Consider the following 13,471-nt stretch of genomic DNA (forward strand, 5'->3'; position numbering starts at 1 on the left):
GGTGCTGGCCGCACGCCCGTTCACGGAGTTCTGGCATGCCGCGTACAGCCCGGACGGGAAGCTGCTGGCGACCGCGGACGCCGATCACACGGTGCGGCTGTGGGAGGTGGCCGGGAGGCGGGTGGCCGGGACGCTCGAGGGCCACACCGGGACGGTGTTCTCGGTGGCCTTCTCCCCCGACGGGCGGCTGCTGGCCTCGGCGGGCTCCGACGGGACGGTCCGGCTCTGGGACGTGGCCTCCCGTACGGCGCTCGGCACGCTCACCGGGCACGGCGGGATCGTCTACGCGGTGGCCTTCTCCCCCGACGGGCGGCTGCTGGCCTCGGCCGGTTCGGACCGGACGGTCCGGCTCTGGGACGTGGCCTCCCGTACGGCTCTGGGCACGCTCGCGGGGCACACGGACTTCGCGAACGACGTGGCGTTCAGCCCGGACGGCCGCACCCTCGCGAGCGCCGGCGACGATCTGACCGTACGCCTGTGGGACGTGCCCGGGCGGCGGCCGCTGGCCACGCTGACCGGTCACACGGGCGCGGTACGGGCGGTCGCCTTCAGCCCGGACGGGCGGACGCTGGCGAGCAGCGGCAACGACGGCACCGTACGCCTGTGGGACGCGCGGCGGTTCGGCGCCGGGACCGCAGCGGTGCTGTCGGGTCACACCGGCTCCGTCCGGGCCGTCGCCTTCTCCCCCGACGGCCGGTGGCTGGCCAGCAGCGGCAACGACCGTACGGTGCGGCTGTGGGAGGTGGCCGGAAGACGTCTGTGGGCGGCCCTGACGGGCCACACGAGCGCGGTGTGGGGCGTGGTGTTCTCCCCCGACGGGCGGACGGTGGCGAGCAGCAGCAATGACGGCACGGTACGGCTGTGGAACCCGGATCCGGGTGCGCGGCTGGTGGAGATCTGCGGAGTGCGCGCGGGCACCGAGTGGCTGAAAAGCGCCCCTGCCTGCACGTTCTGAGGCGGCGGGTGCGCGAGGCGCCCCCGGTGGGCACGTACGATCACAGCCCGCGGACTTGACCGCCCCGCGGCGGCGAGTTCACGGCTGTGAAAGCGAAACTCTTCCCGTCATCCCGTAGTTGAGGAACACCGTGCGCCTGCCTTTCGACCGACGCCTGACTCTCAGTGCCGCCCTGCTCGCCGTCGTGGCCGCAGCGGTGCCGGCGACCGCCGCCCACGCGGCCGCGAACCCGTTCGCCGCCCCGTCGGCGCAGACCGCCGCCGCGCCCGCGCCGATGCCCGACATGGACGCCGTGACGCAGGCGTTGAAGAACACCACCGCGGTCGGGGCGCCCGGCGCCATGGTCCGCATCACCGGTTCCGGTGCCCCGCTGACCAGTGCCGTGGGCGTCCAGGACCGCACCACGGGCGCGGCCATGGACCTGAACGGCCGCTTCCGCATCGGCAGCGTCACCAAGTCGTTCTCCAGCGTCGTCCTGCTGCAGCTGGTGGACGAGGGCAAGATCAGCCTGGACGCCCCCGTCAACCAGTACCTGCCCGGCCTGCTGCCCGACGACCGGATCACGGTCCGTCATCTGCTCACCCACCGCAGCGGGTTGTCGGACTACACGAACGCCATGTTCGACAAGACCGTGCCCGGCTTCGAGGCCGTCCGGAACAAGGTCTTCACCTACCAGGAGCTGGTCGCCCTCTCGCTGCGCGAGCCGCGCACGACCGAGCCGGGCGTCTCGTACCAGTACTCCAACACCAACTTCGTGGTCGTCGGCATGCTCATCGAGAAGGCCACCGGCCACGGTGTGGCCAAGGAGTACGAGCGCCGCATCATCAAGCCGCTGAAGCTGAAGAACACCTCTTACGTCCACCCCTCGACGGAGATCAAGGGCGCGCACCTGCACGGCTACCTGCACCCGGACGAGGCGGGCGCGCCGCTGGTCGACTCCACCGAGCAGACGGTGTCCTGGGCGCAGTCGGCCGGCGCGATGATCTCGAACGCGGCCGACCTGAACACCTTCATGTCCGCGCTGCTCGGCGGCAAGCTGCTGAAGCCGGCCACGCTGGACGCCATGCTCACCATGACCCCGACGGACGCCGCGAACTCCCGCTTCTACGGTCTGGGCCTGCGCCGCTACGACCTGTCGTGCGGTACCTCGGTGTACGGGCACACCGGCACGGTGCAGGGCTTCTACACGTACGCCTTCGCCACCCGTGACGGCAAGCGCAGCCTGGCCGCGGTGGCGAACACCTCGAACAAGGGCGCGGCGAACACGGCCCTGGGCGGCACGCTCGAAGGCGCGTTCTGCGGGAAGAAGACCCCGGCGGCCGGCCCCTCGGCGGCTCCCGCCCAGCGCAGCTTCGCGCTGCTCCCGGCGCTGACCGCCGCCCCGGCCGAGCAGGACCTGGCGGAGCGCGGCTCTCGCTGACCCCTGCGGCCCGCGCCGCCCGGCGGATTTCCACCGGGCGGCACGGGCCGTGGTTCGGGCGATGAGGCGGTTCGGGCGGTGACGCGGTTCAGGCCGTGAGCCGTTCAGGCCGTGACGCGGATCTTGGACTGGCCGTGGCCGAAGCGCTCCCAGTCCTCCATGAACCGGGCCTTCAGCCCGTGCCGGGCCGCGAGGCCGACGAGGGTCTGCGTGCGGTAGTAGAAGTCCTCCCGCAGGACCTGGTGCTCGGTGCCCTCGGTGCGGTCGAAGGTGAAGTCGAAGAAGCCGCCCGGGGCCAGGATGCGGCCGACGTGGGCGAAGCACTCCTCGATGATCTCGATCGGCGAGTGGGAGAACACGCTGTGGGCGTGCACGACGTCGAAGTACGCGTCGGGCAGGAAGTCCAGGGTGAGGTCCTGCGTGAGCGTGAGGTGCGGCAGCTTGCCCTGGAGCTCCTGGCGGGCCAGGGTCTGCTTGGCGGATATGAGGATGTCGGGCGAGATGTCGATCCCGTAGTAGTGGCCGGGGTCGAGGTGCTCGATGAACCGCCATCCGGCGCGCAGGTTGCCGCAGCCGATGTCCAGCATCGTGTGGTGCGGGGTGAGGCCGTGCTCCACGAGGTAGTCGAACTGCATCCTGCCGAGGGCCAGCCAGCGGTCGTGGGTCTGGCTGCCGACGGCGGCCTCGGGGTTGCGGGCGGTGTCGGAGGCCATGACCGCGCGGTAGTAGCCCACGTGGTCGGGGTGCTTGAGCCGCAGCCAGCTGTCGCGGGCGGCCCGGCGGACGTACGGGCCGATGCGCGCGGGGTTGCGTGCCGCGTAGCGGACCTTGTGGGTGAGGGTGGTGCGGTTGGCGACGAGGTTCTTCTTGGTTGCCACGGGAGGTTCCTCCGGAAGAAGCGGTCGAAAGGGCCGGGCTGTGGGCCGGGCTGTCGCGCTCAGCCGAGGCGGCGGCCGCGCAGCCGGACGGCCGTCAGCGTGACGAGGGCCAGGGCGAGGAGCAGGTAGACCGTGGTGTCGATCCCCTGGAAGGTCCAGAAGTCGGAGCTGGGGTACACCTTGTGCACCCGGCCCGTGAAGCCGTGCTCGTCCATGCACGCGCGCAGTTGCTCGCCCGAGAAGAGGCAGTTCTCCAGCGGGTGCTGGGCCCCGTCGGGGGTGAGGTAGCGGTATCCCGCGGACCAGGCGCTGCCGATGAGCTGCTTGGGCTGCATTCCGGGGGTGATCCGGTCCACGGGGCTGACGAAGTCCCGTCGGAAGAAGGTCAGTACGGCGGCCGTGCCGAGGACGACGGCGAGGGTCGCGCCCATCGCGGGGAGCGTACGGCGGACCAGCAGGCCGATCGCGGTGCCCGCGGCCAGGGCGAACAGGGCGCCGGCGACGGCCGAGGGGCCGGAGGCGTTCAGGATGTACGGGTCGTGCCAGTACACGCCGTCGTACATGTTGGAGATCGGCGCCCACCACCAGGCGATGAGTGCGGCGACGGCGGTGGAGACGGTGACGGCGCAGAGCGCGGCCAGGCCGAAGCGGGCGGCGAACCAGCCGCGGACGCCGCTGTCCTGGGTGAGGACGACCTTGATCGTGCCGCTCTCCAGCTCGCGGCCGATGAGCGGGGCTCCCCAGAACATGCCGATGGCCGCGGGGAGGGCCAGGCCGATGGCGCCCAGGAGGCGGATCCCCCCGTTGCTCTCGGTCAGGGCGCTGTAGGTCTCGGGCGGGCACTCGCCGTTCCAGCCCTTGCACTGCGAGAGGTCGTAGCCGCTGATGGCCTCGATCAGGTCCGCCCGCTCCAGGGCGACCCAGACCGTGAGGGCGGTGACGAGCAGGGCTCCGGTGAGGATGAGCAGGCGCTGCTGGCGCCAGGCGAGCCACAGGGTGCCCGTCATGCCGCGGCCTCCGTTGCGTGTGCGGCACTCCGGGGCTCGGAGCGCAGGTGGGCGAGCAGGAGCTCTTCGAGGGAGGGCTCCCTGGTGATCCAGCGCTCGTCGACCCCCGCCGGGAGGGACGTACCGGGCGCGTTGCGCACGAGCGCGGACAGGTGGCGGCCGGTGGTGGTGGCGTGGACCACGGCCGCGCGGTCGGCGCCGGGCGGCAGGCCGTCCGCAGTGTCGGGGTCGGCGCGGCCGGTGAGGCACGTGTACGCCTCCCGCAGGTCCTGGGTGTCGCCGGCGAGCCGGATCCGGCCGCCCTGCAGGAGCAGGACGTGGTCGCAGACGTTCTCCAGCTCGGGCAGGACGTGCGAGGAGATCACGACGGTGGTGCCGCGGTCGGCGACCTCTGCCATGAGCAGGCCCGTCACCTCGTGGCGCACCAGCGGATCGAGGTCGGCGAGCGGCTCGTCCAGCAGGAGCAGGTCGGCCTGCTTGCCGAGGGCCAGGGCCAGCGCGACGCGGGTGCGCTTGCCCCCGGACAGGGTGCCGATCCGGGTCTTCGGCGAGATCCCGCCCTCGCCGACGATGCGCTCGGCCTTCGCCTGGTCCCAGCGGCGCGGGCTGAGCCTGCGGCCCACGGCCAGCATCTCGGCGACCGTGAACTGCGGGTAGAGCGGCTTGTCCTGGCTGACGAAGGCCGTCCGGGCGCGGGCGGCGCGGGTGCCGGGGAGGGCGCCGAAGACCCGTATCTCTCCGGTGGTGGGCCGCAGCAGGCCGGTCATCAGGTGGAACAGCGTGCTCTTTCCGGCCCCGTTGGGGCCGACGAGCGCCGCGATCCGGCCCGCCGGCAGTTCGAAGTCGCAGTCGTGCAGGGCGCGGTTCCCCCGGAACCGCTGCCCTGTCGCGGTTGCCCGGAGCGCCGGTTCGGCGGTCGGGTCGTTCACGTGGTGTCCTCTCGTGACGGTCGTTCCGTGCCGGCCCGCGTGGACCGCGCCGCTCCCCGCGGCCGCGCCGCCGCCTCGGCCAGCGCCGCCTCGACGAGCGCCAGTACGTCCTCGCGCCCCAGCCCGGCGGCGTGCGCGCGGGTCACCCAGTCGACCAGGTCGGCGCGCAGCGGCGAATCGGCCGCGGCCTCGGGGCGGGAGAGCGAGCGGGTGACGAACGTGCCCTGTCCCGGGCGGGGTTCGACGAGTCCCTCGCGCTCCAGCTCGCGGTAGGCCTTCAGCACGGTGTTGGGGTTGATCGCGGTGGCCTCCACCACGGCCCTGGCAGTCGGCAGCCGGTCCCCCGGTTCCAGTACGCCCAGCCGGAGCGCCTGTTTCACCTGGTTGGCGAGCTGCAGGTACGTGGCGACACCGCTGTGCCGGTCCACCTGAAACTCGATCATGCGTCTGCCTCATTCCACTAATGCCTTAGTGGAATGATGTGGCGCGGGATCACGGTCCGTCAAATCGTTCCCCTGTACCGCGATGTGATGGGATCAGCGGACGTCGGAGCCCCCTCACGGGGAGCACGGGAAGCACGGGAAGCAAGGAACGGGAAACATGCGCAGGACGGTTACCGGAGTGGCTCTGCTCGTCGCGGCGGCGGCACTGCTGACGGGGTGCGGAAGCGACGGCGGGAACGCGGACGGGAAGGCGAAGGCCTCGCCGGGCGCCGACGGCGGCAAGCCGTCCGCCGCGCAGAGTCCGTCGGCCGTGCCCACCGCCTCGGCCGGCGGGAAGGGCGGGGCGACCCACGAGGTGACGCTGGAGGTCGAGGGCCAGGGCCGGACGCAGGTCATGTACCACGCCGACAGCAGCGGATTCGAGCAGCAGACCCTGCCGTGGCAGAAGACCGAGACGGTCGAACTCACCGCCGCGGAGCAGAAGGTGGGCTACCTGGTGAACGTCGTCCCCGGCTCGGTGAACTCCGCCGACGGCTCGCTCCAGCAGGCCCCGTGCACCATCAAGGTCGACGGCAGGAAGGTCGCCGACAATGAGGGCGGCAAGAACCCGAAGGGCTGCTCCTACCTGATCAAGTAGCCCGCAGGCGGGGCGGAAGGCGGGGCGGAGTGCGGGGGCCCGGCTTCGGGGGGCGGGTGGGCGCGGCCGTCAGGTCGCGGATGCGATCCGTGAAGTCCGGGTCGGGCAGCGGAAGTTCGAGGTCGTCGTCGACGTAGCTGACGGCGGCCGAGACGTACTCCATGACGGCCTTGACCGTGCCGGTGCCGCGCCGGGCCCCGGCACCGCCGAGGCGCAGCGCCCGCAGGACGCGCAGGGTGGTGGGCAGGCTCGCGTCGGCGGCGAGGTCGCGCTCCGCGCCGTCGAAGACCACCGTGGCCGCGTCCGGTGCGACCGCCGCCTCGGCGGTCGCCGGTGGCGCCGTCTGGCGGCGCCACCAGACGGCCTCGTGGTTCTCACCGAGGGCGAGGTGGTGGAGGTACAGGCAGTACGAGGCGATCGAGTCCCCGGCGCCGGCGGCGTACTGCCACCAGAAGCGGGCGGAGTCCTCCGCGTCGGTGAGCAGCAGGATGCAGCCCAGGACGCGGGCCCCGGAGGGCTGGGGCAGTTTGTGCGTGAGGAAGTCTCCGAGGGCTTCGACGGCGGTACCCGTGACGGCCGTCTCGCACAGGGCCTGGAGGTCGCGGGCGGCTCCCCGCATGTCCTTCTGCGGTTCGCCCGCCGCCGCGCCGGGCGACCGGGCGCCCGGGTGGTGGTGCGGCGCGCCGCCGGCGTCCGCGATGTCGGCGGGCGCGTCCGAGGCCGCGTGGAGGCGGGCGCGGGCCAGCAGCTGGTCAATGGTCGAGGTCACCGCAGACCCCCTCCTCGGTGGTGGTGTCCGGGTACAGGGCGGCGTGCAGGTTGCGTTTGGCATGCCGTGCGGTGGACCGTACGGAGGCTGCGGAGACGCCCAGTTCGTCCGCCGCCCGGGCCTCCTCGAGCCCGCACAGGTACAGCAGGACGACGACGTCCCGCTGCATCGGCGCGAGCTCCCCGACGGCCCGGAACAGGGCCATCGACTCCTCCACCTGCCCGATCGGGTCGGAGGCGAGATCGAGGGCGACCGTGTCGAAGGCGGCCGCGACGAGGGAGGGCCGGCCGTTCTCCTTCGGGGCGCGTTCGAGCACGGTCCGGCGCAGCATCGGCCACGCGAACCGCTCGGGGTTCTCGCTGGCGAGCGCGTCGTGCCACAGCATCAGCAGGAGCGTGAAGACGTCGTCGACCGCCTTCTCGACCAGCCCGTTGCGGCGCAGGAACGCCGCGGCGTAGGTGGTGTACTGCGGCCGGTGCATCTGCTGGAAGGCCCGGAAGTCCAGCGGCGCCGAGGCGGTCGCGGTGCGGTGGCGGGCGCCGCCCTCGTGGAGGCAGTCCTTGATCCACGAGGTGCGCTTGCCGATGTCCTGGGCCGCGATCACCCAGCGCAGCCGCATCGTGTCGTACCGCGGGCCGGGCCGCTCCAGCGCGAGGAGCACCGTACGGACGAACACCCAGCGGGGGTAGCGTCCGACGGCCCGCAGCAGTTCGGAGATGTGCCCCTTGTCCCGGCCGGTGCGCGCCTGGAGCTCGTCCAGGGTCACTCCCCTGCCGTGGATGGCGTCGCGCAGCGGCTCCAGCCAGGCACGGTGCGCCGGTCCGGTGCCTTCGGCGATGGGACCCAGCGGCCGGCCGGGCTTGCCGCGCCGGCCCTGGGGAAGGTCCTGGGGTGCCGAGTGGAGGTTCATCCCCGCGGCTCCTCGTCCCGGTCGGGCACCTGTGCGGCGGCCCGCTCGCGACGGCTCTCGGCCACCCCGGTGCCCGCCTGCACGATCTGCTGCACGCCCAGTGCGACCGACGGGATCAGGGCGGTGACGGCCGCGACGGGCTGTCCCGCCACCACCATGACCACACTGAAAGCGAAGATCGCTAAGAGCGCCACCACGGTGACGATCATCCGGTTGTTCTTCATCGCGCCGTCCTCTGGCTGCTGTGGCGCCTGCTCGGTGTCTGTCCGGGATACGGCTCATGGCGTTGCCACGCCCCCCTTCAGGAGCCGAAGCAAGCATGGAGTGAACAGAGTTGGACAGGCGCGAAAAAAGCAGAACGGGGAACAATCAGAACCCGGTGTCCGCCCCTCTTGCGTCAGGTTCCAGCGGTAGCCGGGCCACCAGACGGGCGCCGGTCGGCGCGTCCTCGACGGCAAGGGATCCTCCCAGCCGGGTGGCGATGTCCCGGGCTATGGCCAGGCCGAGGCCCGAGCCTCCCTCGTCGCGGCTGCGGGCGTCGTCGAGGCGGGTGAACCGCTCGAAGACCCGCTCCCGGTCCGCCGCCGCGATGCCCGGCCCGTCGTCGCGCACCTCCAGTACGGCGGTGCGCCGCAGCCCGTCCACCCGCAGGACGAGCCGGACCCTCCGTTCGGCGTGGCGCTGGGCGTTGTCCAGCAGGTTGGTGACCAGCCGGGAGAGCCACAGCGTGCTGCCGCGCACGACGGCCTCGGCAGCGATCTCCATGTCGACGGGGATCCGGTCCCGGCGGCGCGAACGGGCCGCCTCCCGGGCCACGTCCGCCAGGTCCACCGCGGCGTCCGGCGGCGGCTCCCCGGTGTCCAGACGGGCCAGCAGGAGCAGGTCCGCGGCGAGGTCCTGCAGTCGTACGGTGTCCTCCAGGGCCCCGCTGACCAGCTCGCCCCACAGCTCCGGGTCGGGGTGGGCCTGGGCGACCTCCAGCTGGGTGCGGAGCACGGTGATCGGGCTGCGGAGCTCGTGCGAGGCGTCGGCGATGAACCGGCGCTGGCGGATCCCGGCCGCCTCCAGCCGGTCCAGGGTGGCGTTCATGGTGACGGCGAGCCGGGCGATCTCGTCCTGGCTGCGCGGTACCGGGACCCGCCGGTGCAGATCGCGGTCGCTGATCGCGGCGACCTCGGCGCGGATCGCCTCGACGGGCCGCAGCGCCCAGCCGGTCACCCGCCAGGTGACCAGGGCCACGGTGAGCACCAGCAGCGGAACCACGACGGCGAGCACGCCGGTGATGACGTCGTCGGCGGTGTCTGCCTCCCGCAGGGAGGTCCCCGCGAACACGGTGACCAGCCCGTCCGCGGTGACGGTGGTGACCTGGACGACGCGGTGGCGGCGGTCGCCGCGTGCCGGGCCCTCCTTCCAGGTGTCGCGGACCGTGCCGGGTCTGCCCGGGCGCGCCGGGGAAAGGGCGGGGCGGCCGGCCAGGTTCGGGCTCGCGGCCAGGACCCTGCCCTGTGCGTCGACGACCTGGACGAAGTCGGTGCCGCGTCCGGGGGTCACCACGGTGTCGAACCGGCCCGCGGACACCAGCCCGGCCGTGGAGAGGGCCTGGCGTTCGGCGGCGGCCTGGGCGTCCCGCATCAGGTTGCCGTCCAGGATCCCGACCAGGGCGAAGGACGCGGCGCCGAGGGCCAGGGCCACCACCAGGGAGGCACCGAGCGTGGCCCGGGCGCGGACGGAGCCGGGACGCAGACGGCTCACCAGCTCGCGTACGGATTTCGGGCGCGGGCCCCGCGCGGGGTCGCGGAACCGGCCGGGGACGCGCAGGAGGAGGCGGGCGGGGAAGCGGGCGGCGGCGCTGCCGGCTCTCCGGTCAGCCACCGTCGGCCGCCAGCCGGTAGCCCGCCCCGCGGACGGTCTCCACGGCGGCCCGGCCGAAGGGTGCGTCGATCTTCCGGCGCAGGGCGCTGACATGGACCTCGACGACGTTGAGGTCGCCCTCGTAGGCCGCGTCCCAGACGTGCTCCAGTATCTCCCGCTTGGGAACGACCTCCCCGGCCCGCCGGGCCAGGTACACGAGGACCGCGAACTCGCGCGAGGTCAGCCGGGCCTCGGTCCCGGCCCGCGTGCACCGCTGCCCGGCCGGGTCGATCACCAGGTCGCCGAACTCCATGACCTGCGGGCTGCGGCGGCCGGTGCGCCGAATGAGGGCGCGCAGCCGGGCGACGAGGACCACGTAGGAGAACGGCTTGGAGAGGAAGTCGTCCGCGCCGGTGTCGAGGGCCTCGGCCTCGTCGTACTCGCCGTCCTTCGCGGTCAGCATCAAGATCCCCGACTCGCAGCCGCTCGCGCGCAGCCGGGCGCAGACCCGGTAGCCGTTGAGTCCGGGCAGCATGATGTCGAGCACGATGGCGTCGTAGTCGTGCTCGCCGGCCAGCCACAGGCCCTGCGGCCCGTCGTGGGCGACGTCCACGGTGAAGCCCTCGGCCTGCAGACCCCGCTGGAGGGCAGCGGCGAGCCGCCGTTCGTCCTCGACCACCAGTACGCGCATGGGGACAGGTTCTCAGGTCGCGCCGGCCGCTTGCTGAAGAGGTCTTCAGCCGGCTTCAGCAGAGCTTCAGCATCGGGCGCGCACGATCTGCCCAGCCGGGCAGCGTGTCCGCAGAACGCGAGGAGCATGTCGATGACTCAGTCCACTCCCCAGCCCGCCGAGCCGCCCGCGGACCCGGGCGAGGCCAAGACCGCGGCCGACCCGGCCGGTGCGGCGGCGGGCCGCCGCGGCCGGCTGGTCCGGCTGGCCCGTCAGGGGCGTACGAGATGGGTGGCCCTCGGGGCGGTCGTCGTGATCGGTGGCGGGCTGGCCGCGGTGGCGGCGGCCGAGCACGGCCACGGCGACCACATGCGGGGCGGTTTCGCCGCCAAGGTCCGCGCGCACGGCCCCGGGGAAAAGCAGGCGGAGGGCTGGACGGGCCCGCTGCCGCGCCGGGGCGGTGAGCCCGAGGTCGTCGACGGCGACCGTGACTTCCCGGGCGGCGGAAAGGGAGCGATGGGCCGCGGTCCGGGCGGCGGCGGCCGGGCGGGCGACTCCGCCAAGGGCGCCCCGGTGCCGCTGCCCGCGCTGGCGGCGGCCCAGGCGGTGGAGAAGGCCACGGCCGCCGTCGAGGGCGGCAAGCTCGAATCGCTGCGGGCCGTGGCCCAGCAGGGCGGCGGCAGCGCATGGCTGGCCGTCGTCCTCGGTACGGACGGGGTCCGGCACGCGGTGACGCTGGCGGGCGCCGACGGCGCGGTCACCGGCAACACCGTCCTCGGGCAGGGGCCGGCCGGGCTCCGCTGACGGTACGCCCGGTCCTCAGTCCGTCGCGCCGGCGGAGTCCAGGACGGCGAGGTCTTCGGCGGAGAGGCGAAGGGCGCCCGCGGCCACGTTGGCGGTGAGGTGGTCCGGGTTCCCGGTCCCGGGGATGGCCAGGACGTGCGGTCCCCGGTGCAGGGTCCACGCCAGCCGGATCTCGGCGGCGCCCACCCCGTGGGCGCGGGCCACGGCGAGCACCTGCGGGTGCTCGGCGCCGCTCGCGCCCGCTTCGCGTCCCGTGCCGGCGATCGAGTAGAACGGCACGTACGCGACCCCCTGCTCCCCGCAGGTGTGCAGGAACGCCTCCTGCTCGGGAGCGGCGCCGAGCCCGTACAGGTTCTGTACGCAGACCACCGGCGCGATGGCCTGGGCCTCGGCGAGGTGCCCAGGCTGCACGTTGGACAGGCCGAGGTGGCGGATGAGACCCGCCCGGCGCAGGTCGGCCAGGGCGCCGAAGCGCTCGGCGATCGAATCGGTGCCGACGATGCGCAGGTTCACCACTTCGAGGTGGTCGCGGCCGAGCTGGCGCAGGTTCTCCTCGACCTGGCCGCGCAGCTGTTCGGGGGTGGCGTGCGGCAGGAACTCCCCCGACAGGGCCCGGCCGGGGCCGACCTTGGTGGTGATGACGAGGTCGTCCGGGTAGGGGGCCAGGGCCGCGTTGATCAGCTCGTTCGCGGAGCGCAGCGGGGAGAAGTAGAAGGCTGCGGTGTCGATGTGGTTCACGCCGAGCTCGACGGCGCGGCGCAGGACGCCGATCGCCCGGCCGCGGTCGCTGGGGGCGGCGCCGGGGGCGAACGCCGGGCCGTCCTGGGTCAGGCGCATCGCGCCGAAGCCGAGGCGGTTGACTTCGAGGTCGCCGAGCCGCCAGGTGCCGGAGGCCGCCGCGGTGACGGTCCGAGAGGTCGTGGAGGCGACGGAAATCGTGGAGGTCGTGGAGGTCATGCCGGAATGATCCGTGCGCGGTAGGGTCGGGGCCATTGATTCAGGCATGACTGAATCCATATGCGTCCGGGTGAGTCCAAGGGGTGGTCCTGCTGGCGGAGTTGGCGTTCTCGGCGGGTGACCTGGCGCAGATGCGGTTTGCCGTCTCGCCGCTCTGGGAGGTGGTGACCAGTTTCCGGCGGCTGCTGAACGACGGCGCCGTGTCGCCCGTGTACCGGCCCTGGGCCGCGCAGGTGCGGCCCCGGCTGGCGGCTGCCGGGCTGGACCGGGGCTGGCTCTCCGAGCTGATCCCGTCCTCGAAGTACGTGCCGCATTTCCTGAACCCCGCGCCCGCCGGACCGGCCCCCGTCCTGGCGGCGGAGCTGGCCGAGCTGGTGGCGGCGCCCGCCGAAACGGTTCGCCGCAATCTCGACCACCTCCGTTACCACCAGGACTCGCTCGGCCCCCGCGCCCGGGCCCTGTACGCGGACCCTGCGGCGCGACTGCCGCGGCTGGCACAGGAGATCGAGGCGTACTGGAAGCTGGCGCTCGCCCCGTACTGGGCGCGGATCCGCGCGGTGCTGGAGGCCGACGTCTTCCACCGGGCCCGGCAGGCGGCGGAGCAGGGTGCGGGCCAGGTCATCAACGAGCTTCACAGCGCGGTGCGCTGGGAGGAGAACGTACTGAGCCTGGTGCGCCGCACCCGGCCGCTGACCCGGGAGATGGCCGGCCGGGGGCTGCTGCTGGTGCCCTCGGCCTTCCTCGGGCCGGGCCTGCTGACCCGGATGACCCCGCCGGATCCGCCGCAGATCGCGTACCCGGCGCGCGGGGTGGGCGCGCTGTGGGCCTCCCGGCCGCCGACCGCGAAGGCGGAGGCCGTCACGGCGGTGCTGGGCCGTTCGCGGACCCTGCTGCTGACGGAGCTGGAAGCCCCGGCCTCCACCACCGAACTGGCCCGGCGTACGGGGCTGTCGGCGGCCGGGGTGTCCCAGAACCTGACGGCTCTGCGCGACGCGGGCCTGGTCAGCGCGCACCGTGCGGGCCGCTCGGTCCTGTACGCCCGCACCGCGGTCGCCGAGACGCTGCTCGGCGCGGGACCCTGATCCGCCGGACAGGTCCTGGGGAGTGTCGTCGAAGTGGCGTCGGCCGCCCGGGAGGGCGGGGCCGGCGGGGTCTGGTGCGTGCGATCGCAAGGCGGAGGAGGGATCGACGCGGTGGGGGCACCTCCCGGCGGTAGCCGGGGGACGTCGGTGACCGAGGAC

The 13,471-nt window shown here is 73.4% G+C and carries 15 protein-coding genes; 5 read left to right on the top strand and 10 right to left on the bottom strand.

The features are described from left to right. The first annotated feature begins 1 nt into the window (after position 1). Both ACFXGI_RS12490 and ACFXGI_RS12495 read left to right on the top strand, forming a co-directional pair. Positions 2-955: a WD40 repeat domain-containing protein gene (locus ACFXGI_RS12490; protein WP_384705484.1), complete on the top strand. Its 954-nt coding sequence runs from the start codon at positions 2-4 to the stop codon at positions 953-955. Between the two features lie 130 nt (positions 956-1,085). Next, positions 1,086-2,375, top strand: a complete 1,290-nt coding sequence (locus tag ACFXGI_RS12495; RefSeq protein ID WP_384705376.1) for a serine hydrolase domain-containing protein — start codon at positions 1,086-1,088, stop codon at positions 2,373-2,375. 104 nt (positions 2,376-2,479) lie between these two features. On the opposite strand, the gene ACFXGI_RS12500 is transcribed toward ACFXGI_RS12495, so the two are convergent. Genes ACFXGI_RS12500 through ACFXGI_RS12515 form a run of 4 tightly spaced genes read right to left on the bottom strand, consistent with a single transcriptional unit; the run spans position 2,480 to position 5,632 of the window. After that, positions 2,480-3,253 (bottom strand): class I SAM-dependent methyltransferase, encoded by a 774-nt coding sequence (locus tag ACFXGI_RS12500; RefSeq protein WP_384705377.1) that lies wholly within the window; start codon positions 3,251-3,253, stop codon positions 2,480-2,482. 59 nt (positions 3,254-3,312) lie between these two features. After that, positions 3,313-4,260 carry a transporter gene (locus tag ACFXGI_RS12505; RefSeq protein ID WP_384705378.1) on the bottom strand — a complete coding sequence of 316 codons (948 nt, stop codon included), beginning with the start codon at positions 4,258-4,260 and terminating at the stop codon, positions 3,313-3,315. Further along, the gene (locus tag ACFXGI_RS12510) at positions 4,257-5,189 is read right to left on the bottom strand and encodes an ABC transporter ATP-binding protein (protein ID WP_384705379.1); all 933 of its coding nucleotides are present in this window, start codon (positions 5,187-5,189) and stop codon (positions 4,257-4,259) included. The genes ACFXGI_RS12505 and ACFXGI_RS12510 overlap by 4 nt, the downstream gene beginning before the upstream one ends. Continuing rightward, entirely contained in the window at positions 5,186-5,632 is a 447-nt protein-coding gene (locus ACFXGI_RS12515; RefSeq protein ID WP_384705380.1) for a GntR family transcriptional regulator, read from the bottom strand. Before ACFXGI_RS12515 ends, ACFXGI_RS12510 begins: the two co-directional genes overlap by 4 nt. Positions 5,633-5,789: 157 nt before the next feature. On the opposite strand from ACFXGI_RS12515, the gene ACFXGI_RS12520 reads away from it, so the two are divergent. Continuing rightward, complete coding sequence (locus tag ACFXGI_RS12520; RefSeq protein WP_384705381.1) at positions 5,790-6,269, top strand: hypothetical protein; 480 nt, start codon at positions 5,790-5,792, stop codon at positions 6,267-6,269. Here ACFXGI_RS12520 and ACFXGI_RS12525 read toward each other — a convergent pair. The 5 genes from ACFXGI_RS12525 to ACFXGI_RS12545 all read right to left on the bottom strand — a co-directional run bounded on the left by ACFXGI_RS12525 (position 6,262) and on the right by ACFXGI_RS12545 (position 10,490). Then, a complete protein-coding gene (locus ACFXGI_RS12525; RefSeq protein ID WP_384705382.1) occupies positions 6,262-7,038 on the bottom strand; it encodes a hypothetical protein in 777 nt (258 codons plus the stop codon). The two genes, ACFXGI_RS12520 and ACFXGI_RS12525, sit on opposite strands and share 8 nt — an antisense overlap. After that, on the bottom strand, positions 7,022-7,948 hold the full coding sequence (locus ACFXGI_RS12530) for a sigma-70 family RNA polymerase sigma factor (protein ID WP_384705383.1): 927 nt from the start codon (positions 7,946-7,948) through the stop codon (positions 7,022-7,024). Before ACFXGI_RS12530 ends, ACFXGI_RS12525 begins: the two co-directional genes overlap by 17 nt. Next, positions 7,945-8,172 (bottom strand): hypothetical protein, encoded by a 228-nt coding sequence (locus tag ACFXGI_RS12535; protein WP_030161020.1) that lies wholly within the window; start codon positions 8,170-8,172, stop codon positions 7,945-7,947. Before ACFXGI_RS12535 ends, ACFXGI_RS12530 begins: the two co-directional genes overlap by 4 nt. A 145-nt stretch (positions 8,173-8,317) precedes the next feature. After that, a complete protein-coding gene (locus tag ACFXGI_RS12540) occupies positions 8,318-9,700 on the bottom strand; it encodes an ATP-binding protein (protein ID WP_384705485.1) in 1,383 nt (460 codons plus the stop codon). A 112-nt stretch (positions 9,701-9,812) separates the two neighbouring features. Further along, a complete protein-coding gene (locus tag ACFXGI_RS12545) occupies positions 9,813-10,490 on the bottom strand; it encodes a response regulator transcription factor (protein ID WP_030860909.1) in 678 nt (225 codons plus the stop codon). A gap of 132 nt (positions 10,491-10,622) precedes the next feature. Between ACFXGI_RS12545 and ACFXGI_RS12550 the strand changes: the two genes are divergently transcribed. After that, entirely contained in the window at positions 10,623-11,273 is a 651-nt protein-coding gene (locus ACFXGI_RS12550; RefSeq protein WP_384705384.1) for a hypothetical protein, read from the top strand. Positions 11,274-11,288: 15 nt separating this feature from the next. On the opposite strand, the gene ACFXGI_RS12555 is transcribed toward ACFXGI_RS12550, so the two are convergent. Then, positions 11,289-12,230: an aldo/keto reductase gene (locus ACFXGI_RS12555; RefSeq protein ID WP_384705385.1), complete on the bottom strand. Its 942-nt coding sequence runs from the start codon at positions 12,228-12,230 to the stop codon at positions 11,289-11,291. A gap of 89 nt (positions 12,231-12,319) precedes the next feature. Here ACFXGI_RS12555 and ACFXGI_RS12560 point away from each other — a divergent pair, with 89 nt between their 5' ends. Next, entirely contained in the window at positions 12,320-13,312 is a 993-nt protein-coding gene (locus tag ACFXGI_RS12560) for a DUF5937 family protein (protein WP_384705486.1), read from the top strand. Positions 13,313-13,471 lie beyond the last annotated feature (159 nt).

Origin of the sequence: Streptomyces sp. NPDC059355 (assembly GCF_042752335.1) — a bacterium.
Classification (GTDB): domain Bacteria; phylum Actinomycetota; class Actinomycetes; order Streptomycetales; family Streptomycetaceae; genus Streptomyces.

Coding starts and splice junctions, on each gene's coding strand:
- ACFXGI_RS12505 (WP_384705378.1), bottom strand. CDS start 4,260: ATGACGGGCACCCTGTGGCTCGCCTGGCGCCAGCAGCGCCTGCTCATC.
- ACFXGI_RS12535 (WP_030161020.1), bottom strand. CDS start 8,172: ATGAAGAACAACCGGATGATCGTCACCGTGGTGGCGCTCTTAGCGATC.
- ACFXGI_RS12545 (WP_030860909.1), bottom strand. CDS start 10,490: ATGCGCGTACTGGTGGTCGAGGACGAACGGCGGCTCGCCGCTGCCCTC.
- ACFXGI_RS12555 (WP_384705385.1), bottom strand. CDS start 12,230: ATGACCTCCACGACCTCCACGATTTCCGTCGCCTCCACGACCTCTCGG.
- ACFXGI_RS12530 (WP_384705383.1), bottom strand. CDS start 7,948: ATGAACCTCCACTCGGCACCCCAGGACCTTCCCCAGGGCCGGCGCGGC.
- ACFXGI_RS12515 (WP_384705380.1), bottom strand. CDS start 5,632: ATGATCGAGTTTCAGGTGGACCGGCACAGCGGTGTCGCCACGTACCTG.
- ACFXGI_RS12550 (WP_384705384.1), top strand. CDS start 10,623: ATGACTCAGTCCACTCCCCAGCCCGCCGAGCCGCCCGCGGACCCGGGC.
- ACFXGI_RS12520 (WP_384705381.1), top strand. CDS start 5,790: ATGCGCAGGACGGTTACCGGAGTGGCTCTGCTCGTCGCGGCGGCGGCA.